The sequence below is a fragment of the Pseudomonas sp. 382 genome (assembly GCF_002759075.1).
Taxonomy (GTDB): domain Bacteria; phylum Pseudomonadota; class Gammaproteobacteria; order Pseudomonadales; family Pseudomonadaceae; genus Aquipseudomonas; species Aquipseudomonas vlassakiae.
In genome coordinates, this window is record NZ_PEMX01000023.1 from 22554 (window position 1) to 42071 (window position 19518).

Annotated in this window: 18 protein-coding genes; 6 read left to right on the forward strand and 12 right to left on the reverse strand. The window is 62.7% G+C overall.

Annotated elements, in window-relative coordinates:
• Window positions 1-122 precede the first annotated feature (122 nt).
• Window positions 123-2363 (forward strand): fimbria/pilus outer membrane usher protein, encoded by a 2241-nt coding sequence (locus CQW31_RS21790; RefSeq protein ID WP_249342140.1) that lies wholly within the window; start codon window positions 123-125, stop codon window positions 2361-2363.
• Window positions 2360-3319, forward strand: a complete 960-nt coding sequence (locus CQW31_RS21795) for a spore coat U domain-containing protein (protein WP_099815370.1) — start codon at window positions 2360-2362, stop codon at window positions 3317-3319. Before CQW31_RS21790 ends, CQW31_RS21795 begins: the two co-directional genes overlap by 4 nt.
• A 118-nt stretch (window positions 3320-3437) precedes the next feature.
• Here CQW31_RS21795 and CQW31_RS21800 read toward each other — a convergent pair whose 3' ends face one another.
• Window positions 3438-4586 (reverse strand): M14-type cytosolic carboxypeptidase, encoded by a 1149-nt coding sequence (locus CQW31_RS21800; RefSeq protein ID WP_099815371.1) that lies wholly within the window; start codon window positions 4584-4586, stop codon window positions 3438-3440.
• 240 nt (window positions 4587-4826) lie between these two features.
• Between CQW31_RS21800 and CQW31_RS21805 the strand changes: the two genes are divergently transcribed.
• The gene (locus tag CQW31_RS21805) at window positions 4827-5888 is read left to right on the forward strand and encodes an MFS transporter (RefSeq protein WP_249342002.1); all 1062 of its coding nucleotides are present in this window, start codon (window positions 4827-4829) and stop codon (window positions 5886-5888) included.
• A gap of 92 nt (window positions 5889-5980) precedes the next feature.
• Here CQW31_RS21805 and CQW31_RS21810 read toward each other — a convergent pair whose 3' ends face one another.
• On the reverse strand, window positions 5981-6496 hold the full coding sequence (locus tag CQW31_RS21810; protein ID WP_099815373.1) for a DUF4880 domain-containing protein: 516 nt from the start codon (window positions 6494-6496) through the stop codon (window positions 5981-5983).
• Window positions 6497-6929: 433 nt separating this feature from the next.
• On the reverse strand, window positions 6930-7241 hold the full coding sequence (locus CQW31_RS21815) for a DUF6124 family protein (RefSeq protein ID WP_054886275.1): 312 nt from the start codon (window positions 7239-7241) through the stop codon (window positions 6930-6932).
• Window positions 7242-7328: 87 nt separating this feature from the next.
• Here CQW31_RS21815 and CQW31_RS21820 point away from each other — a divergent pair, with 87 nt between their 5' ends.
• On the forward strand, window positions 7329-8036 hold the full coding sequence (locus CQW31_RS21820) for a LexA family transcriptional regulator (protein WP_054886276.1): 708 nt from the start codon (window positions 7329-7331) through the stop codon (window positions 8034-8036).
• Between the two features lie 33 nt (window positions 8037-8069).
• Here the strand turns inward: CQW31_RS21820 and CQW31_RS21825 are convergent, their stop codons facing one another.
• From CQW31_RS21825 to CQW31_RS21840, 4 genes are read right to left on the reverse strand one after another with little or no spacing between them, the layout of a single operon-like run.
• On the reverse strand, window positions 8070-10022 hold the full coding sequence (locus CQW31_RS21825) for an acetyl/propionyl/methylcrotonyl-CoA carboxylase subunit alpha (protein ID WP_099815374.1): 1953 nt from the start codon (window positions 10020-10022) through the stop codon (window positions 8070-8072).
• On the reverse strand, window positions 10019-10834 hold the full coding sequence (locus CQW31_RS21830; protein ID WP_054886278.1) for a gamma-carboxygeranoyl-CoA hydratase: 816 nt from the start codon (window positions 10832-10834) through the stop codon (window positions 10019-10021). The genes CQW31_RS21825 and CQW31_RS21830 overlap by 4 nt, the downstream gene beginning before the upstream one ends.
• Window positions 10835-10837: 3 nt before the next feature.
• Window positions 10838-12445 (reverse strand): carboxyl transferase domain-containing protein, encoded by a 1608-nt coding sequence (locus CQW31_RS21835; RefSeq protein ID WP_054886279.1) that lies wholly within the window; start codon window positions 12443-12445, stop codon window positions 10838-10840.
• A 19-nt stretch (window positions 12446-12464) separates the two neighbouring features.
• The gene (locus CQW31_RS21840) at window positions 12465-13628 is read right to left on the reverse strand and encodes an isovaleryl-CoA dehydrogenase (protein WP_099815375.1); all 1164 of its coding nucleotides are present in this window, start codon (window positions 13626-13628) and stop codon (window positions 12465-12467) included.
• A 322-nt stretch (window positions 13629-13950) separates the two neighbouring features.
• Here CQW31_RS21840 and CQW31_RS21845 point away from each other — a divergent pair, with 322 nt between their 5' ends.
• Window positions 13951-15627 carry an AMP-binding protein gene (locus CQW31_RS21845; protein WP_099815376.1) on the forward strand — a complete coding sequence of 559 codons (1677 nt, stop codon included), beginning with the start codon at window positions 13951-13953 and terminating at the stop codon, window positions 15625-15627.
• Between the two features lie 51 nt (window positions 15628-15678).
• Here the strand turns inward: CQW31_RS21845 and CQW31_RS21850 are convergent, their stop codons facing one another.
• The 5 genes from CQW31_RS21850 to CQW31_RS31365 form a co-directional block, all read right to left on the reverse strand.
• On the reverse strand, window positions 15679-15939 hold the full coding sequence (locus CQW31_RS21850; protein WP_099815377.1) for a hypothetical protein: 261 nt from the start codon (window positions 15937-15939) through the stop codon (window positions 15679-15681).
• Between the two features lie 59 nt (window positions 15940-15998).
• Window positions 15999-16232: an acyl carrier protein gene (gene acpP, locus CQW31_RS21855; protein ID WP_099815378.1), complete on the reverse strand. Its 234-nt coding sequence runs from the start codon at window positions 16230-16232 to the stop codon at window positions 15999-16001.
• Window positions 16233-16498: 266 nt separating this feature from the next.
• Window positions 16499-16630 (reverse strand): hypothetical protein, encoded by a 132-nt coding sequence (locus CQW31_RS31740; RefSeq protein WP_256218664.1) that lies wholly within the window; start codon window positions 16628-16630, stop codon window positions 16499-16501.
• Window positions 16631-16849: 219 nt separating this feature from the next.
• Window positions 16850-17086, reverse strand: coding sequence for a hypothetical protein (locus CQW31_RS21865; RefSeq protein WP_256218665.1), 237 nt, complete (start codon window positions 17084-17086; stop codon window positions 16850-16852).
• Window positions 17087-17183: 97 nt separating this feature from the next.
• A complete protein-coding gene (locus CQW31_RS31365; RefSeq protein ID WP_177332413.1) occupies window positions 17184-17345 on the reverse strand; it encodes a hypothetical protein in 162 nt (53 codons plus the stop codon).
• Between the two features lie 152 nt (window positions 17346-17497).
• Here CQW31_RS31365 and CQW31_RS21870 point away from each other — a divergent pair, with 152 nt between their 5' ends.
• On the forward strand, window positions 17498-19516 hold the full coding sequence (locus CQW31_RS21870; RefSeq protein ID WP_099815380.1) for an alpha-1,4-glucan--maltose-1-phosphate maltosyltransferase: 2019 nt from the start codon (window positions 17498-17500) through the stop codon (window positions 19514-19516).
• The last annotated feature ends 2 nt before the right edge of the window (window positions 19517-19518 follow it).

The following is a 19518-nucleotide window of genomic DNA, read 5'->3' on the forward strand; positions in this document are numbered from 1 at the left end:
ATGGTCGGAATCCGTGTGTGAGGCGGCTGTCGCGGGCTTCGCGCCGCTGGTGCCTGGGGCTGACCTTGTTCGGCCCCTGGCTGGCGCTGGCCGACGACCTGCCACCCCCGCCCAGCGAAACCATGGCCGTTGCCGACGCTACGCTGTACCTCGACTTGCTGGTGAACCAGATGCCCAGGGCTGAGCTGGTGGCGGTGCAGCAACGTGCCGGGCGCCTGTACCTGGACAGCGATGTGCTGCGCAACCTGGGCATTCAGCTGCCGGGCGATCCGCAGGGTGAAATTTCGCTGGACGATGTGCCGGGCCTGCACAGCGATTACGACAGCCAGAACCAGCGCCTGCTGCTGCAGGTGCCGCCGGCCTGGCTGCCGGACCAGCAGGTCGGTGATCGCGGGCTGTACCCGGCCACCGAAGCGCGCAGCAGCTTCGGCGCCTTGTTCAACTACGACCTGTACCTCAATGACACCGACGATGGCGGTTCCTACCTGGCAGCCTGGAACGAGCTGCGCGTGTTCGACAGCTGGGGCACGTTCTCGACCACCGGCCAGTGGCGCCAGTCGTTCAATGGTGCGCAGAGCGATGCCAATCGCCAGGGCTTTCTGCGCTATGACACCACCTGGCGGTTCACCGATGAACAGCGCCTGCTCACGTACGAAGCCGGTGACTTCGTGACCGGTGCCTTGCCCTGGAGCAGTTCGGTGCGGGTGGGTGGCGTGCAGTTGTCGCGTGACTTTGGCGCCCGCCCGGATCTGGTGACCTATCCGTTGCCGGCCTTTGCTGGCGAAGCCGCAGTGCCGACCTCGCTGGATCTGTTCATCAATGGCTACAAGTCCAGCACCACCGAATTGCAGCCAGGCCCCTACACCCTGACCAACGTGCCGTTCATCAACGGTGCCGGCGAGGCCGTGGTGGTGACCACCGATGCCCTGGGCCGGCAGGTGTCCACGACCTTGCCGTTCTATGTCACCAGCAGCCTGCTGCAGAAAGGCCTGTCGGACTTCTCCGTGGCCGCCGGCAGCCTGCGCCGCGACTATGCCGTGGAAGATTTCAGCTACGGCACCGGCGTTGCCTCGGCCAGCCTGCGCCATGGCCTCAGCGACAGCTTCACCCTGGAAACCCATGTTGAAACCGCGCAATCACTGCTGCTCGGCGGCCTGGGCGGCAACATGCGCCTGGGTAACTTCGGTGTGCTCAATGCCGCCTTGGCACAGAGCCAGTTCGAGGGTGAGAAGGGCCACCAGGTCGCCCTCGGCTACCAGTACAACAGCCAGCGCTTCGGCTTCAATTACCAGCGCCTGCAGCGCCATGGCGAGTATTCGGACCTGACCCGGGTCGACACCCCTGACATGCAACTGAGCCAGCGCAGCGAGCAGGTGACCCTGAGCGTCAACCTCGACCAGTACGGCAGCCTCGGCGCCGGCTATTTCGATGTTCGCGCCGGCGACGACACGCGCACCCGGCTTATCAACCTGAGCTGGAGCAAACCGCTGTGGGGCAACAGCAGCCTGTACCTGTCGGCCAACCGTGAGGTCGGCGACAGCAACTGGGCGGTGCAGGCGCAGGTGGTCATGCCGTTCGACTTCGGCGGCACCCTGGCGGTGGGGACTGAACGCAGCAAGGATAGCGAGCGCCTGCAACGGGTCAATTACAGCCGCGCCGTGCCGGTGGGCGGCGGCGTCGGCTACAACCTCGGCTATGCCAGCGGCAGCGACCGCGATGCCTATCGCCAGGCTGATGTCACCTGGCGCCTGCAATCGGTGCAATTGCAGGCCGGCGTTTACGGCAGCAGCGGTGAGATGACCCGCTGGGCGGACGCCAGTGGTTCGCTGGTGTGGATGGATTCCGGCATATACGCAGCCAACCGCATCGATGATGCCTTCGTGGTGGTCAGCACCAATGGCTACGCCGATGTGCCGGTGCGTTACGAGAATCAGGAAATCGGCCGCACCGACCGTAGCGGCCATCTGCTGGTGCCGTACAGCAGCGGCTACTACCGCGGCAAGTACGAAATCGACCCGATGAACCTGCCGCCCGACGTGCTGGCCGCCGAGGTCGAGCAGCGGGTGGCGGTGCGCCGTGGCAGCGGCTACCTGCTGGAGTTCCCGCTCAAACGTGTGCTGGCGGCGAGCATCGAGCTGGTCGACGCCAATCAGCAACCGCTGAAGCTCGGCAGCAAGGTCAGCCATCAGGAAAGCGGCAGCCAGGCTGTGGTGGGCTGGGACGGGTTGGTGTACCTGGAGAACCTGTCGCCGCACAACCGCCTGCACGTGACGGTGGAAGGAGGAGGGCAGTGCCAGGTGGAATTCAATTTGCCCGATTCGCAGGGCAGTGTTCCGCTGATCGGCCCACTGGTGTGCCGATGAAGCGGCTATTGTGTGCCTTGATGCTGTTGCCGGCAGGTTCGGCCTGGGCGCTGTGCTCGTCGGTGGCCACCACGCCGGCGGCGTTCGGCACGATCAACTCGACCCTGGTACGTACCACGATACAGAGCGCATCGAGCACCAATGCCGGGCTGCAATGCACCGGTTCGCTGCTGAGCCTGCTCAGTGCCAGCGACCATTTCTACGCGACCATCACCTCGTCCACCAGCGGGCTGGTCGGCCCAACGGGGGACGTCATTGCGTACACCCTGTACGCAGACAACAGCACCAGCTATCCGATCACCCGCGGTGTCGCCTTCGATTTCGCCCGTAATGGCATCCTCGATCTACTGGGGTTGTTGAATGGCACCACGCCCAAGGCAGTGCCGCTTTACATGAGGACCCAGCTCGGCAGCATTGTCGCGGCGGGTTTGTACCAGGAAACCCTGACCATCGCCTGGAGCTGGAACTACTGCTCCGGGATCGGGGTCGGCGGCCTCTGCCTGGGGCGGGATATCGGCTCCGGCACCCAGACGATGACCGTCAACCTGACGGTGAGCAACGACTGCCAGATCACCACCCCCAGCATCAGCTTCGGCAGTGCCCCGGTGGTGGCCGGGTTTGGCACCGTGAGCCAGAGCGTGAGCCTGTCGTGCACCAAGGGCAGTGCCTATACGGTGGGCTTGAATGATGGGGAGAATGTGTCCGGCGGGCGGCGGCGAATGAAGTCCTCGGCGGGCAACTATCTGGCCTATGACATCTTCAAGAGCGCAGGCACCGTGCGCTGGGGCTCGCTGACCACCGCCCGGCGGGCGAGCAGCGATGCCGATGTGAACCCCGGTAATGGCACCGGGACCGGAAGCCAGGTGTTCAACTACAACGCCAAGGTCTACACCGACCAGGCCACACCGCCAGCGGCCAGTTACATCGACAATGTGATTCTCGATGTGCAGTTCTGACTGGACAAGCCTGGTCTGGCCTCTTCGCGGGTAAACCCGCTCCCACAGGTTCCCACTCGCCTCAAGGCCAGTGCACTGCCTGTGGGAGCGGGTTTACCCGCGAAGAGGCCGAACCTGATCAGCGCAGATGGTCGACCATTTTCAGCAAGGTCTCCAGCACCGCCCCGGCCAACGCCTTGGACCGCGCCCCCGACCACTCGGCCAGCGGCTCCGGTGCATCGTCATGGTCCTTGAACGGCATCTCCAGCGTCAGTGACAGGCAGTCATACGCCATGCCCACTGCATTGCACGCCAGTGTGGTATTTGCCTGTCCCGGCTCGTCCCGCGTGTAGCCATGCACTGTCTGGAAGTCCTTGGTCACACTGCACAAGGTCGTGCGGAACTGCTCTTCCAGCTTGGCCAGCCGCGGTGTGTACCCCGGGTTGCCCTCACAGGCCGCCGTGAACACATGCGGGATTTCCTCATCCCCATGCACGTCGATGAACGCATCCACCCCGTACTGTTTCATCTGCGCCTGGGCGAAGAACACCTCCGGGCTGAACTCGACACTGGCATCCTGCCAGGCCCGGTTCAGGTCCTTGCCCTTGAAGTTGGTGCGCAGGTGGCCGAGGAAAGCGCCGTCCGGGTTCATGTTCGGGATCAGGTACAGGTCGGCTTTCTCCAGCAGCTTCTGAACGGTTGGGTCATTGGCTTGCAGCCGGTCGATCACCCCCTCCATGAACCACTCGGCCATGTGCTCGCCCGGGTGCTGCTGGGCAATCAGCCACAGCTTGCGCTTGCCCGCCGCGCCATCGCCTGCGCGCAGCAGCGGGATATCCCGGCCTTGCACGCTGCGGCCGTGGGCCAGCAGCTCGACGCCAGGGATCTGCTGGGCACGTTCGATCAGCTGGTTGTGGCGGGCACGCGAGTAAGGCTCGAAGTAGGCGAACCAGACCTGCTCCTGCTCGGCCTTGAGTTCGAACGACAGCGCCTTGCCATCGAACTGGCTTGGCACGCGGAACCAGCTCTGCTGGTCGTAGGAGGCCACGGCGTTGTAGCCGCTCCAGGCGTTCTTGTAGGAAGACTCGCTGGCGTTGTCCAGGCTGAAGCGATGGACCTGGCCCGGGGTGAGGCCGCTGACCTTGAAGTGGAACCACTGGAAGTGGCCGCTGTTCGTGTCCGGGCGGATGGCCAGGCGCACCTGGGCCGGATTGCTGGCATCCAGGACCTGGATGTTGCCGGAATCGAAATCGCAGTCGATTTGCAGGGGGGACAGCGTCACGGTCATGGGCGGGCTCCTTGGGATTTGTTGTGGGGGTACTGTACACCGCTTGAAAGGGAAGTGTGCGGGTGACTATCAGGCTCGCGAAGCTAGGGGTAGACGTTTCCTACAGATATTTAAGGGTATTCGCTCTGTATTTTGTCTTGTGCATCTTGCTCGAATACATCCCAATTTCTCCGTTTGAAATTGAGGGTTGGCTATATGAAAAGGCGAGACACTCCGCGGTCCACTAATTGTTATGTTTTATTGCTCCTTCTCATCACGCTTCTGGGCGTGTTTCCGCTAGATGTGATCTTGCCCTCTGTGCCGTTGCTGGCCCGGGACTTTGCTGTTGATGCGCAGTACATTGCGTACTCAATCAGCCTGTTCGCCATCGGTGTTGCCATTTCACAAACTATTATCGGTCCGCTTTCCGACCGGATGGGGCGAAAACGTCTGCTGATTGTTGGTCTGGTGGTTTCCATTGCAGGTGCGGCGGGATGCATCTTTGCAACCCGTTACGAAGGCTTCATGGTCTTTCGTTTACTACAGGCAGTCGGATGCGGGTGCTTCGTGCTCAGCCAGGCTTTGGTGCAGGATAAGTTTAATGGCCATCAGCGCAATGCGATGCGTATCCTCTTGACCAGCGCAAGTGGTGTATTTATTTCTTTGTCGCCACTTGCGGGCAGCGTACTCCAGCGACATCTCGGTTGGGCAGGCAGCTTTCAGGTCTTTGTGGTGCTGGCCATTGCTGTGCTGGTGCTGGCTTTGAAGTTGCTGCAAGAGAAGCCGACATCTGCTGGCAGTGCAGGCGTATTAGATAGTTATCAGGCTTTACTCAAGGACCGCGCGTTTCTCGTCAGTTCGCTATTTTCTTGCTTGGCGTTCGCCTGCCATTTTTCATTTGTGGTCGTCTCCCCATTGTTGCTAATCGAGCAACTTGGCCTGACGGAGTTCGCCTTCTCCATGGTCTTTCTCGGGTATGGGCTGGCGTACCTGATCGGCGGCTTCATTGCCAGCTGGCTGAATTGCCGCATCGCATCGCAATGCAGGCGCAGGTGGGTTGGGGATTCGCACTCATCGGTCTGGCTGGGCTTGCTCTTTGCCTGGTTGTCACCCTGCATGAGCTTGGGGTTTTCAGCCTTCTGCTTCCCTTGGTGCTCTGTACCATCGGCACAACCATTGTGCGGCCAGCTGCAACCAGCCATGCGCTGGGGCTGCACCCGCAGCGTGCAGGTGCTGCGGCTTCGCTCAGCAATACGATGCTGTTTGCATCCGGTGGGGGCGCCAGCATGCTGGTGGCATCTACGAGGGACAGCTTGCCGATGAGCCTGGCGCTGGGCTTTATCGCCTGCAGCCTCGCGGGCTGGTATTTGCTTATCTATCTGAATGGTTTGGAGCGGCGCCAGCGGGTTTGTGACTCAGGCCCAATACCCAAATAGCAGTAGCGCGGCTAAGCCCAAACCAACCGCCACCGAACACCCACCCACCGAAATCGCCGCCCGCCCTTGCCGGTACCAGCCATCCTGCCCCAGCTCCCGCGCCGGGGCGAGCAGGCTGCGCCAGCGCAGCTCGGTATCGTGAAACGCTTGCAAGTGTGCAGGTGCCGCATCCAGCCAACGGCGAAAATCGATGCGTTCGCACGACGTCACCTCAGGGCTCTGCAACCGCACATACCATTGCCCGGCCACGCTGGCCAATGCATCCCCGCGTGGGTGTACGACCTGCAGGGCCTGGTTCATGTTGCGTTCGATGCTGAGTAGCGGAAGGTCGAGGCGTTTGGCGATGCTGGCAAAGTCCAGCTGATCGAGACGGTTGAGCAGAAACACTTGCTGCACACGCCGAGGCAGGCGCTTGAGCGCATGCAGCAGTTCATTCTCGGCAGCCTGCTCGCGGGAAGGCGTGGGATGCTCGAGGGGCAGCAGCAGACGGCTCATGGACAGCTCCTTGCTCGGGGGTAGGGTGGGGGCATCGTCCTTGATGCAGAAACAGCCTAGATAAAACGAGATTGATTCTCAAGTGCTGATTCCGCAAAGATTTGTAATGAGCGTTCACGCTCTGAAACACTTTTGCTATCATGCGCGCCATCAACGATCTTCATTAGCCTGAAGAGCCAAAAAAAATGACCCGGCAAAAAGCCGGGTCAAAAACCGTGATTAGCCTGATGAGGAGATAATCTGGAGCGACCTAAGCTCCGGGTTATCCAGCAGATCTCGCGATCAGCTGAGTGCAATAATAATCGTTATCATTTGCCAGTCAAATGAATTTTCAGTTATCCGGTAAAAAGATTTTACCGGCGCGCTTCCCGATCCCGGCAAATGGGGCCTTTTGCCGTTACCCGGCCATCACGTTTCTCCCGCCTTTTTTTGCCTATAAGCCGTTCTGCAGGGCGCGTCTGTGCTCCAGCAGGGCCCTGGCCATGTCGATCATGTGCATCAGCGCGAACGTCAATTCGCGGGTGCTGCCTTCCTGATGGGTGGCGGTTTCGTGGGCTGTGGCGGCGGCGCAGCGCAGCAGCTCGATGGCGTGATCCTGGGCCTGCTCGGCGGTGACGCCTTCGTGCAGGGTCCAGATCCGGTTGTTCGCGCTAGGGCGCGTGGGGTTCGGATTGAGGTAGTAATCGAGCGCGCGGCGGGCTGCTTCGCTGTCGAGATCTGTTACGTCGTCTTTCGGTGGTTTCATCCTGATACCTGCGCAGGCCAATGGGAAAGGGTTCTGCCTCAGTTTAATACCTTGGGTATTTATGTGCTTTTATATAAATAATACTGAATGTTTATTGAGCGCCAGAAGGCAGTCCGTATCGTGCCAGCGATGAATATGGATAAATGGATTGCCCTCGTCCGTGACCGGATGGAGGAGCTGAAGCTCACTCAGGAGCAGCTGGCCGAGCGCGTTGGCGTGTCTCAAGGCAGCGTGGGGCATTGGGTGAACAAGCGGCGCCAGCCGAAGATCGAGTCGATGAACCGCACCTTCGTCGAGATTGGCATGCCTCACTACAGCGTCAGCCTGCAGTTGCGCATTCAGGGGCAGGTGGGTGAGGAGCGCGGCATCTACGAGGTGGATGACGACGATGACGAACTTGACCTCATGCAATACATCGTGTGCTTTCGCTACCCGGTGTTGGCTTGGGATGAGCTTGGAACTGCAGAGATGGCTGAGCCCGGCGAGTTCGAGCAGACGGATTACCTGGCACAGGGCAAGGCGTTCTGGTTGACCGTTGAAAACGACACGATGAGTTCAGCCAGTGGCCGCAGCGTGCCCCAGGGCATGCGGATACTGGTGGATCCGGGACTGGAGGCGGAGCCGGGGCGGTTGGTCATTGCCCGGCAGCCGGGGAAAACGGCGATTCTGCGTGAGCTGGCCGAGGAGGGTGGGCAGCAGTACTTGAAGGCGCTGAACCGCAGTTATCCCACGCTGGTATGTGAAGAAGGCTGCGAGTTTCTCGGCGTGGTCGTGCGGGTGCACGGCGTCTTCTAGATTGCTGGGGCCGCACAGCGGCCCCTGTATGCCTCACTCAGCCAGTTCGACCAGCACTGTCCCTTCGCTGACCATATCCCCTTCCTGGCAGAACAGCGCTTTCACCGTCCCGGCATGGGGCGCACGAATGCTGTGCTCCATCTTCATCGCCTCCAGCACCACCAGCGCCGTTCCAGCCTCAACTGCCTGCCCAGGCTCTACCAACACCCGCACGATACTGCCGTTCATGGGCGCGCCGAGCCCGCCCTGATGGCTGTGGCTGGCCTCGGCTTCGGCAATCGGGTCGAAGGCTTCGACGGCATGCACCTCGCCATCCCAGTGCAGGAACAGCGTGCCCCCGCGACGTACCGCCAGAGAGCGACGACGGATACCGTCAGCGTCATGGCCCAGCTGTTCGCCCTCCAGCTGCCAGGTCGATGCGGCACTGCACTCCAGGGCAACCGCCTGGCTTTCACCGCCACAGACCAGGTGCAAGCTGCTGCGCGCCGGCAGCCCCAGGCGCAGGCCATCGCGTTCGGCCCACGGCGAACGCGCATCGTCGGCGCGCTGGTGCGGCGGCTGGCCTTGCAGCCAGGCTTGTGCCGCGGCCTCCCAAAAGCCCGCAGACAGTGCCTGGGGGGCTGGCAGCAGCACCTCCTGATGCCGGGGAATGAAGCCGGTGTCCAGCTCGGCGGCGGCAAAGGACGGGTGGGCCAGGATGCGGCGCAGGAAGGCGATATTGGTCTTCAGCCCGCCGATGGCGAACTCGTCGAGCATGGCCAGCAAGCGCAGGCGTGCCTGTTCGCGGTCCTGGCCCCAGGCGATCAGCTTGCCCAGCATCGGGTCGTAGAAGGGCGATACCACGTCGCCTTCGCTGACCCCGCTGTCCACCCGGCGGCCTTCGCCCGCTGCCGATTCGCGGTACAGCGTGAGCGTGCCAGTGGCCGGCAGGAATTCATTGGCCGGGTCCTCGGCATACAGCCGCACCTCGATGGCATGGCCGATCAGCGGCACCTGTGCCTGGGTGATCGGCAGCGGCTCGCCGCAAGCCACGCGAATCTGCCAGGCCACCAGGTCGAGGCCGGTGATGGCTTCGGTGACCGGGTGCTCGACCTGCAGGCGGGTGTTCATTTCCATGAAGAAGAACTCGCCACGGGCGTCCAGCAGAAACTCGACGGTGCCCGCGCCGACGTAGCCGATGGCTTGGGCCGCGCGTACCGCCGCTTCGCCCATGGCCTGGCGCAACTCGACGGACAGGCCCGGCGCCGGGGCCTCCTCAACCACCTTTTGATGCCGACGCTGGATCGAGCAATCCCGCTCGTTGAGGTACAGGCAGTTGCCGTGCTGGTCGGCGAACACCTGGATTTCCACATGGCGTGGCTTGAGCACGTACTTCTCCACCAGCATGCGCGCATCGCCAAAGGACGACTGCGCTTCACGCTGGGCCGAGGCCAGGGCGTCGGCCAGCTGGCTTTCGTCCTCGACCACTTTCATGCCCTTGCCACCGCCACCGGCGCTGGCCTTGAGCAGCACCGGGTAGCCGATGCGCTCGGCGGCGGCGCGGAAGGTGTCCAGGTCCTGGGCTTCGCCGTGGTAACCGGGCACCAGTGGCACCCCGGCCTCTTCCATCAAGGCCTTGGCCGCCGACTTGCTGCCCATGGCATCGATGGCGCTGGCCGGCGGGCCGAGGAAGATCAGCCCGGCCTGTTCGATGGCGCGGGCAAAGCCGGCGTTCTCGGACAGGAAGCCATAGCCCGGGTGGATGGCCTGGGCGCCGCTGGCCTTGGCCGCAGCGAGAATCTTGTCGACCACCAGGTAGCTGTCGGCGGCCTTGCTGCCGCCCAGGTCGACGCGAATATCCGCTTCGCGGCTGTGGCGGGCGTCACGGTCGGTGGCGCTGTGCACGGCGACGGTGGTCAGGCCCATGGCCTTGGCGGTGCGCATCACCCGGCAGGCGATTTCGCCACGGTTGGCGACCAGCAGGGTGGTCAAAGCGGGGCGGCTCATGGGCGCGGCTCCTTCTTGTCGTCGGTTTGCCAGGCGGGGCGGCGTTTTTCCAGGAAGGCGCGCAGGCCCTCCTGGCCTTCGGCGCTGACGCGGATGCGGGCGATGGTGTTTTCGCAGTAGCGGCGCAGGGCCGGGCTGAGTTCGCCGTCGTCCACTTCGCGCAGCAGGTCCTTGGTGGCGCGCAGCGCTTGCGGGCTGTTCTGCAGCATATTGCTCACCCAGGCTTCGACCTGCGCGTCCAGTTCACTGGCCGGGTACACCTCGGCCAGCAGGCCCAGCTCGCGGGCCCGCGCGCCGCTGAAGCGCTCGGCGGTCAGGGCATAGCGGCGTGCGGCGCGTTGGCCGATGGCCTTGACCACGAACGGGCTGATCACTGCCGGGGCCAGGCCGATGCGCACTTCCGACAGGCACAGTTGGGCGTCTTCGGTGCCAATGGCCATGTCGCAGCAGCTGATCAGGCCCAGCGCGCCGCCGAAGGCCGCGCCTTGCACCACGGCCAGGGTCGGTGCCTTGAGGCGGTGCAGGGCGTACATCAGTTCGCCGAGCTCGCGGGCGTCATCGAGGTTGGTGTTGAAGTCCAGCTGCGCCGATTGCTGCATCCAGGCCAGGTCGGCGCCGGCGCTGAAGTGCCGGCCGCGGCCGCGCAGCAGCAGGAAGCGCAGGCTGGCATCTTCGGCCAGTTGGTCGAGGGCAACGATCAGTTCGCGGATCATCAGCGCGTTGAAGGCGTTGTTCTTGTCCTCGCGGCTCAGCCACAGGGTGGCGAAGCCGCGAGGGTCGCGGATCACTTCGAGGGTGCTGAAATCGCTCATGGATCACATCCGGAAAATGCCGAAGCGGCTCTGTTCGATCGGCGCGTTAAGCGCGGCGGACAACGCCAGGCCGAGCACGTCGCGGGTCTGCGCCGGGTCGATGACACCGTCGTCCCACAGGCGAGCGCTGGAGTAGTAGGGGTGGCCCTGGTGTTCGTACTGGTCGAGGATCGGCTGCTTGAGCCTGGCCTCGTCCTCGGCGCTGAAGGCCTGGCCGCTGCGTTCGCTCTGCTCGCGCTTGACCTGGGCCAGCACCCCTGCTGCCTGCTCGGCACCCATCACGCCGATGCGCGCGTTGGGCCACATCCACAGGAAGCGTGGGTCATAGGCGCGGCCGCACATGCCGTAGTTGCCCGCGCCGAAGCTGCCGCCGATGATCACCGTGAACTTCGGCACCTGGGCACAGGCCACGGCGGTGACCAGCTTGGCGCCGTGCTTGGCGATGCCGCCTTCTTCGTACTTCTTGCCGACCATGAAGCCGGTGATGTTCTGCAGGAACAACAGCGGGATGCCGCGCTGGCAGGCCAGTTCGATGAAGTGCGCGCCTTTTTGCGCGGCTTCGGCGAAAAGGATGCCATTGTTGGCCAGGATCGCCACTGGGTAGCCATGCAAGTGGGCGAAGCCGCACACCAGGGTGGTGCCGAACAGGGCCTTGAACTCATCGAACACCGAACCGTCGACCAGCCGCGCGATCACTTCGCGCACGTCGAACGGCTGCTTGGCATCGGCCGGCACCACGCCATACAGCTCGTCAGCGGCATACAGGGGGGCCACCGGTGCCTGGCATTGCAACTTGCCGAGCTTGTGCCAGTTGAGGTTGGCCACACTGCGCCGGGCGATGGCCAAGGCGTGCTCATCGTTGTCGGCGTAGTGGTCGGCAACGCCGCTGGTGCGGCAATGCACATCGGCGCCGCCGAGGTCTTCGGCGCTGACCACTTCACCGGTGGCGGCTTTCACCAATGGCGGCCCGGCGAGGAAAATGGTCGCCTGCTGGCGCACCATGATCGCTTCGTCGGCCATGGCCGGCACATAGGCGCCGCCCGCCGTGCACGAGCCCATCACCACGGCGATCTGTGGGATGCCCAAAGCGCTCATGTTGGCCTGGTTGAAGAAGATGCGCCCGAAATGTTCGCGGTCGGGGAACACTTCGTCCTGGCGCGGCAGGTTGGCGCCGCCGGAATCCACCAGGTAGATGCACGGCAGGCGGTTCTGCAGGGCAATGGTCTGCGCGCGCAAATGCTTCTTCACCGTCAGCGGGTAGTAGGAACCGCCTTTGACCGTGGCGTCGTTGGCGACGATCATGCATTCCACGCCTTCGACGCGGCCGATGCCGGCGATCACCCCGGCGGCCGGCACGTCTTCGCCGTACACCTCATGGGCCGCCAGCTGGCCGATCTCGAGGAACGGCGAGCCTGGGTCGAGCAGCCGGTCGATGCGCTCGCGCGGCAGCAGCTTGCCACGCGAGGTATGCCGCTCCTGTGCCTTGGGCCCGCCGCCCTGGGCCACCTGGGCGAGCAGCCCGCGCAGGGCCTGGACCTGTTCGAGCATGGCCGCGCGGTTGCCGGCGAACTCCGCCGAACGCGGGTTGATCTGGGTGTGCAAGGTAGCCATGTGCGCCCGTCCCTCGTGCTCAGCGGGTTTCGTTGAACAGTTCGCGGCCGATCAGCATCCGGCGGATTTCGCTGGTGCCGGCACCGATCTCGTACAGCTTGGCGTCGCGCAGCAGGCGGCCAGCCGGGAATTCGTTGATGTAGCCGTTGCCACCGAGAATCTGGATCGCTTCAAGGGCCATCTGCGTGGCGCGTTCGGCGGTGTAGAGGATCACCCCGGCGGCGTCCTTGCGGGTGGTCTCGCCACGGTCGCAGGCCTGAGCCACGGCATACAGGTAGGCGCGGCTGGCGTTGAGCTGGGTGTACATGTCGGCGATCTTGCCCTGGATCAGCTGGAACTCGCCGATGCTCTGGCCGAACTGCTTGCGGTCGTGGATGTACGGCACCACCAGGTCCATGCAGCTTTGCATGATGCCGGTCGGTCCGCCGGACAACACCACGCGCTCGTAGTCCAGGCCGCTCATCAGCACCCGCACGCCGCCGTCGAGCTGGCCGAGGATGTTTTCTTCCGGCACTTCGACGCTGTCGAAGAACAGCTCGCAGGTGTTGGAGCCGCGCATGCCCAGCTTGTCGAACTTGTTGCTGCGGCTGAAGCCTTTCCAGTCACGTTCGACGATGAACGCGGTGATGCCGTGCGGCCCCTTGTCCAGGTCGGTCTTGGCATAGATCACGTAGGTGTTGGCATCAGGGCCGTTGGTGATCCAGGTCTTGCTGCCATTGAGCACATAGTGGTCGCCGCGCTTTTCGGCACGCAGTTTCATCGATACCACGTCGGAGCCGGCGTTGGGTTCGCTCATGGCCAGGGCGCCGATGTGCTCGCCGCTGATCAGCTTGGGCAGGTACTTGAGCTTCTGCTCGTGGGTGCCGTTGCGGTTGATCTGGTTGACACAGAGGTTGGAGTGGGCACCGTAGGAGAGGGCGACCGAAGCCGAACCGCGGCTGATCTCTTCCATCGACACCACATGGGCCAGGTAACCCAGGCCGGCGCCGCCGTATTCCTCGGCAACGGTAATGCCCAGCAGGCCCATGTCGCCGAACTTGCGCCACATGTCGGCGGGGAACAGGTTGTCGTGGTCGATCTGTGCAGCGCGCGGGGCCAGTTCGGCGGCAACGAAGGTGCGCACCTGGTCGCGGAGCATGTCGATGGTTTCGCCCAGGGCGAAGTTCAGGGAGGGGTAATGCATGCTGGGGCACCTTGTTGTTCTTGAAATTGGGTTACACCGTAGCTCAAGGACAATCCGCCGGCCCTGTGGGAGCGGGTTTACCCGCGAATGCATTGGCAGGGTCACCGTCATTGCCTGACAGATCGCATTCGCGGGTGAACCCGCTCCCACAGGGTCGGCGCTGTACCGAAGATCCGGGTGTCGTTCATCACCTTTACGTTAACGTAAACCTGCAATCGGTGACTGTCAATCCGCTGGTCACCTTTACGTAAACGTAAATCTGCGCCACAGTATTCCAAGCTCGCTTCAGCCGTGCCCAGAACAACCACAAGAAGGGACACCCATGAGTCAACCAAGCTACACCCGCGGTCGCCAGGACCAACCGTTGCTGACCCTGACCATCGGCCAGGCCTTCGATGCCACCGTGGCCCGTTGCGCCGACGGCGAAGCGCTGGTGGCGCGCCACCAAGGCCTGCGCTACAGCTGGCGGCAGCTGGCCGAACAGGTCGACACCCATGCCCGCGCCCTGATGGCCCTGGGCGTGAACACTGGCGACCGGGTCGGCATCTGGTCGCCCAACTGCGCCCAGTGGTGCATCTTGCAATTGGCCAGCGCCAAGGTCGGTGCGATCCTGGTCAACATCAACCCGGCCTATCGCGTGGGTGAACTGGAGTACGTGCTACGCCAGTCTGGCTGCCGCTGGCTGGTGTGTGCCGATGCGTTCAAGACCTCTGATTACCATGCCATGGTCCAAGCGTTGGTGCCGGAGCTGGCGACCGCCAACCTTGGCGAGCTGGCCAGTGAACGCCTGCCCGAACTGCGCGGGGTGATCAGCCTGGCGGCCAACCCGCCCAGCGGCTTCCTGCCCTGGCAAGCGCTGGCCGAGCGGGCAGGGCAAACGCCGCTGCAAGCCTACGTGGCTCGCCAGCACAGCCTGCAGTTCGACCAACCGGTGAACATCCAGTACACCTCCGGCACGACCGGTGCGCCCAAAGGTGCCACGCTCAGCCACTACAACATCCTCAACAACGGCTTCATGGTCGGTGAAAGCCTCGGCCTGAGCGACCGCGACCGCATGGTGATCCCGGTGCCGCTTTACCATTGCTTCGGCATGGTCATGGCCAACCTCGGCTGCATCACTCACGGCAGTACCATGGTCTACCCCAATGACGCCTTCGACGCCGAACTCACCTTGCGCGCCGTCGCCGAAGAACGTGCCAGCATCCTGTATGGCGTGCCAACCATGTTCATTGCCATGCTCGACCACCCATCGCGCACGCAACTGGACCTGTCGACCCTGCGCAGCGGCATCATGGCTGGCGCCACCTGCCCGATCGAGGTGATGCGCCGGGTCATCGAGCACATGCACATGGCCGAAGTGCAGATCGCCTACGGCATGACCGAAACCAGCCCGGTATCCTTGCAAACCGGCCCGGACGATGAACTGGAGCTGCGCGTGACCACCGTTGGCCGCACTCAGCCGCAGCTGGAAACCAAGCTGGTGGACGCCGATGGCTGCATCGTCGCCCGGGGTGAGATCGGTGAGCTTTGCACGCGCGGCTATAGCGTGATGCTTGGCTACTGGGGCAACCCCGAGGCCACGGCGGATGCCATCGACCCGGCTGGCTGGATGCATTCGGGCGACCTGGCGGTGATGGATGAGCACGGGTATGTGCGCATTGTCGGGCGCAACAAGGACATGATCATTCGCGGTGGGGAGAACATCTACCCGCGCGAGCTGGAGGAGTTCTTCTACACCCACCCGGCAGTGGCCGACGCACAGGTGGTGGGCATTCCGTGCAACCGATACGGCGAAGAGATCGTGGCCTGGATCAAGCTGCACCCGGGGCACAGCGCCACGGCTGAGGAGCTGCAGGACTGGTGCAAGGCACGTATTGCGCACTTCAAGGTGCCACGGTATTTCCGCTTCGTTGACGAATTTCCGATGACGGTGACCGGGAAGGTGCAGAAGTTTCGCATGCGGGAGATCAGTATCGAGAGCTTCTCCTTGCGGGAATGATGACGATGGAAACAGGTCGGTGTTCCGGCCTGTTTCCTGTCAAGCAATCGCTCAAGGCGTGCAGAGCGTTTCGATCACATCGCCAACGGTCATCGCATCGCTATAAGTTAGCGGTTTCCGGGTGGCCACCCGAAGCGCTTTCAAGTACAAGCGTAGTGTCTTCTCGCCGAGTGCTTCCCTTAGCAGCAGTTCATCGTGAACTTTGAAATCCTGCAATAACTCGCTTACGCCATAGGCTCTGGTGTGTTGCAGCTCTTTGTTGGACAGAATCTTCTGAAGGCTTCTGACTACGAGCTTGCGATATTGATCCATGATGGCGTCTCCGGAGGGCGCGAAGGCTTGGTTTGAGGTCGCATGGGCGGACTTCTGGCCTATTGGGCGCTGATGATGTAGTCGATTGCGTCTTGCACGGTGGAGAGTTTTTCCGCGTCTTCGTCGGGTATTTCCATCTCGAACTCTTCTTCCAGCGCCATGACTAACTCTACGGTGTCGAGCGAGTCTGCGCCGAGGTCCTCGGAGAATGATGAAGAGAGCGTGACCGCATCAACTTTGACGCTCAATTGCTCTGCAACGATTTGCTTTACGCGTTCCTCGATGGTGCTCATCTCATGCTCCCGCTGATGGCTGGTGTGCCTTGTATAGCGCGCAGGAGAAAGTACCGAAACTGGTAAAAATGACAGTTGTCGAAGGCACATTGCGTGCTTGCTGTCTTTGGTTCTTGCCGGTTGACGTATTTGCGCTACCGGCCCTTTCGCGGGCACGCCCGCTCCCACAGGTATTGCGCCGGACTTGATACGGCGCGGAACCTGTGGGAGCGGGTTTACCCGCGAAGAGGTGCAGCCTGGCGGCGGAATGTGCTTGAAAGGCGGACTCAACCCATCGACTCCAACTGGCTATAGTAGGTCTGCGCCATTTCCTTCACTGTTTTACACGCTTTCATGGCGCTGCCAGGAGCCTCGTTGAACTCCTTAAAGTCCAGGTCAATTTCGTTCAGTGCCTTCATGACCTTGTCCCGACCCATTGCATCTACCGTGTCGGTCAGACTCGGGTCGGGAATCCCTGCTTCTTTGAGTTTTTTAATGACATAGGCCAGAGCATCCGGTTGTCATCATCAGACATGGTGTAGCCTCTTTGAGTATTGAGGAGGCTTCAGTGTCAGAGTGAGCCGTTAAAGGCACAACTGGCATTTTTGTCAGTTCAACAGGCGAGCTGACTGGAAGGGTCAGCTCAGTTCCATTGCCTTGCAAAGCCCCGCGGCAAGCTCGGCAACGGTCTGGTAATCACGGCGCAAGTGCACGCCGTAACGTGCCTCCAGCGCCATCAGCGCGAATTCGCATTTGTCCTTGTCCTGATGGGCCAGCCAGGTTCCCAGCCATGGGTCGACCACCCCGGCATCCTGCAAGTAGTCGATCACTTGTCGCTCGAACTCCATGCGCAGCCAACGGGTCGCGATATGCACGATAGGGGGCTCCTTGGCATAAATAGGGAGCCCTCATCTTCAGCAACGGCGGCAAACCGCGCTACTGGCAAAAATATCAGTCCGCCGTCGTCTACCCTTAAGCCTTCACCGGTGGTTCATCACTCGGCGGATCCCCCACCGTTGGCGGCATGGTCGGCTTGATCGGCAGCTCGTCCGGGTCGTCCTCCGGCACGGGCGGCGGCAGGCTCGGGTCGTCGATATTAGGGTCGGGTGTTTCCGGTGGAATGGGAATGTTCATGGCCGGGCTCGTGTGAATGCGCGTGGGTGGAATTGAAGAGGTCCTGCAGGCTCTGACCGCTGGCAGCAGCCATTCGCTCCAATTTTTTTGAACCCCTTGACGTGCGCCCGGCTCTGAACCCTTACCGCCACCAGCCTGAGGGAGCAAGGTCGATGTCACGCAACGAGCCCTTTGAACATGCGCCCACGGCGAATGATCACCCGGACCAGGCCATCAGCCTGTCCCAGGCGCTACTGGCGCCACGCATCGTCATCGAAGACACCCAGCCGGTGCTCGACGCCGGCAGCTTCGCGGCCAAGGCCATCAGCGGCCAGCCTGTGGCGGTCAGCAGCAAGGTCTATACCGATGGCCATGACCGCATGGCCGTGGTGCTGACCTGGCGCCAGTCGCAAAGCCGCCGGGTGCACTGCGTGCCCATGCAGTCGCCGGGCAATGACCTGTGGCTGGCCGAGTTCACGCCCACCGAGATCGGCCCGCACGTGTTCAGCATCGAGGCCTGGATCGACCCGTTCGCTACCTATTGCCATGATCTGGAGAAGAAGTACCACGCCGGCGTCGACGTCAAGCTGGAGCTCGAAGAGGGCCGGCTGATGCTCGGCAAAGGCATCGAACTCAGTGAAGGCGTGCTTCGCGACGAACTGCAACGCTTGCAACAGCAATTGGGCGAGCTGCACACCGATGATCAGGTAGCACTGTTGCTGGGCGCCGAAGCGTCGCGGCTGATGGCCGAAGCCGAGCACCGTAGCTACCTGACCCGCAGCATCGAATTCCCGCTGGATGTCGACCGGCCGGCAGCGCAGTTCGCCAGTTGGTACGAACTGTTCCCGCGTTCGATCACCGACAGCCCCGAGCGCCACGGCACCTTCAACGACGTGCACCAGCGCCTGCCGATGATTCGCGACATGGGTTTTGACGTGCTGTATTTTCCGCCGATCCACCCCATCGGCAGCAAGCACCGCAAAGGCCGCAACAATGCACTGCAGGCCGAGCCCGGTGACCCGGGCAGCCCCTATGCCATCGGCAGCCCGGACGGTGGTCACGACGCGATCCATCCGCAGCTGGGCAGCCGTGACGACTTCCGCCGCCTGGTGTCGGCCGCCGCCCAGCATGGCCTGGAGATCGCTTTGGACTTCGCCATCCAGTGCTCCCAGGACCACCCGTGGCTCACCGAACACCCAGGCTGGTTCAGCTGGCGGCCGGACGGCACCATTCGCTACGCGGAAAACCCGCCGAAGAAATATCAGGACATCGTCAACGTCGATTTCTATGCGCCCGACGCGGTACCCAGCCTGTGGCTGGCCCTGCGTGACGTGATCATCGGCTGGGTCGAGGAGGGGGTGAAGACCTTTCGTGTCGATAACCCGCACACCAAACCGTTGCCCTTCTGGCAATGGCTGATCGCCAATGTGCGTGCTCAATACCCCGACGTGATCTTCCTCGCCGAAGCCTTCACCAAGCCCGCGATGATGGCGCGCCTGGGCAAGGTCGGGTACGCCCAGAGCTACACCTACTTCACCTGGCGCAACACCAAGCAAGAGTTGCGCGAGTATTTCGAGCAACTCAACCAGCCGCCGTGGAGCCAATGCTACCGGCCGAATTTCTTCGTCAACACACCAGACATCAACCCGTACTTCCTGCAGCATAACGGCCGCGCCGGTTTCCTCATCCGGGCGGCGCTGGCGACCATGGGCTCGGGGCTGTGGGGCATGTACAGCGGCTTCGAGCTGTGCGAAAGCGCAGCGCTGCCGGGCAAGGAGGAATACCTGGACTCGGAGAAGTACGAAATCCGCCCCCGGGATTTCACCCAGCCTGGCAACATCATCGCCGAGATCGCCCAGCTCAATCGCATCCGTCGCCAGAACCCCGCGCTGCAGACCCACCTTGGGGTGGCGTTCTTCAACTGCTGGAACGACAACATCCTGTACTTCGCCAAACGCACGCCAGCGCGCGACAACTTCATCCTGGTTGCGGTGAGCCTCGATCCGCACAACGCCCAGGAGGCGCATTTCGAATTGCCGCTGTGGGAACTGGGCCTGGATGACAATGCCGAAACCCATGGCGAAGACCTGATGACCGGCCATCGCTGGTCCTGGTACGGCAAGACCCAGTGGATGCGCATCGAACCCTGGAACCTGCCGTTCGGCATCTGGCGCATCAGCAAGGCCCGATAGGG

Coding starts and splice junctions, on each gene's coding strand:
- CQW31_RS21810 (WP_099815373.1), bottom strand. CDS start 6,496: ATGAGCCGTCTGCTGCTGCCCCTCGAGCATCCCACGCCTTCCCGCGAG.
- CQW31_RS21820 (WP_054886276.1), top strand. CDS start 7,329: ATGTTTATTGAGCGCCAGAAGGCAGTCCGTATCGTGCCAGCGATGAAT.
- CQW31_RS21835 (WP_054886279.1), bottom strand. CDS start 12,445: ATGGCTACCTTGCACACCCAGATCAACCCGCGTTCGGCGGAGTTCGCC.
- CQW31_RS31365 (WP_177332413.1), bottom strand. CDS start 17,345: ATGAACATTCCCATTCCACCGGAAACACCCGACCCTAATATCGACGAC.
- CQW31_RS21790 (WP_249342140.1), top strand. CDS start 123: ATGGCCGTTGCCGACGCTACGCTGTACCTCGACTTGCTGGTGAACCAG.
- CQW31_RS21830 (WP_054886278.1), bottom strand. CDS start 10,834: ATGAGCGATTTCAGCACCCTCGAAGTGATCCGCGACCCTCGCGGCTTC.
- CQW31_RS31740 (WP_256218664.1), bottom strand. CDS start 16,630: ATGAAGGCACTGAACGAAATTGACCTGGACTTTAAGGAGTTCAACGAG.
- CQW31_RS21815 (WP_054886275.1), bottom strand. CDS start 7,241: ATGAAACCACCGAAAGACGACGTAACAGATCTCGACAGCGAAGCAGCC.
- acpP (WP_099815378.1), bottom strand. CDS start 16,232: ATGAGCACCATCGAGGAACGCGTAAAGCAAATCGTTGCAGAGCAATTG.
- CQW31_RS21800 (WP_099815371.1), bottom strand. CDS start 4,586: ATGACCGTGACGCTGTCCCCCCTGCAAATCGACTGCGATTTCGATTCC.
- CQW31_RS21870 (WP_099815380.1), top strand. CDS start 17,498: ATGTCACGCAACGAGCCCTTTGAACATGCGCCCACGGCGAATGATCAC.
- CQW31_RS21845 (WP_099815376.1), top strand. CDS start 13,951: ATGAGTCAACCAAGCTACACCCGCGGTCGCCAGGACCAACCGTTGCTG.
- CQW31_RS21840 (WP_099815375.1), bottom strand. CDS start 13,628: ATGCATTACCCCTCCCTGAACTTCGCCCTGGGCGAAACCATCGACATG.
- CQW31_RS21850 (WP_099815377.1), bottom strand. CDS start 15,939: ATGGATCAATATCGCAAGCTCGTAGTCAGAAGCCTTCAGAAGATTCTG.
- CQW31_RS21825 (WP_099815374.1), bottom strand. CDS start 10,022: ATGAGCCGCCCCGCTTTGACCACCCTGCTGGTCGCCAACCGTGGCGAA.
- CQW31_RS21795 (WP_099815370.1), top strand. CDS start 2,360: ATGAAGCGGCTATTGTGTGCCTTGATGCTGTTGCCGGCAGGTTCGGCC.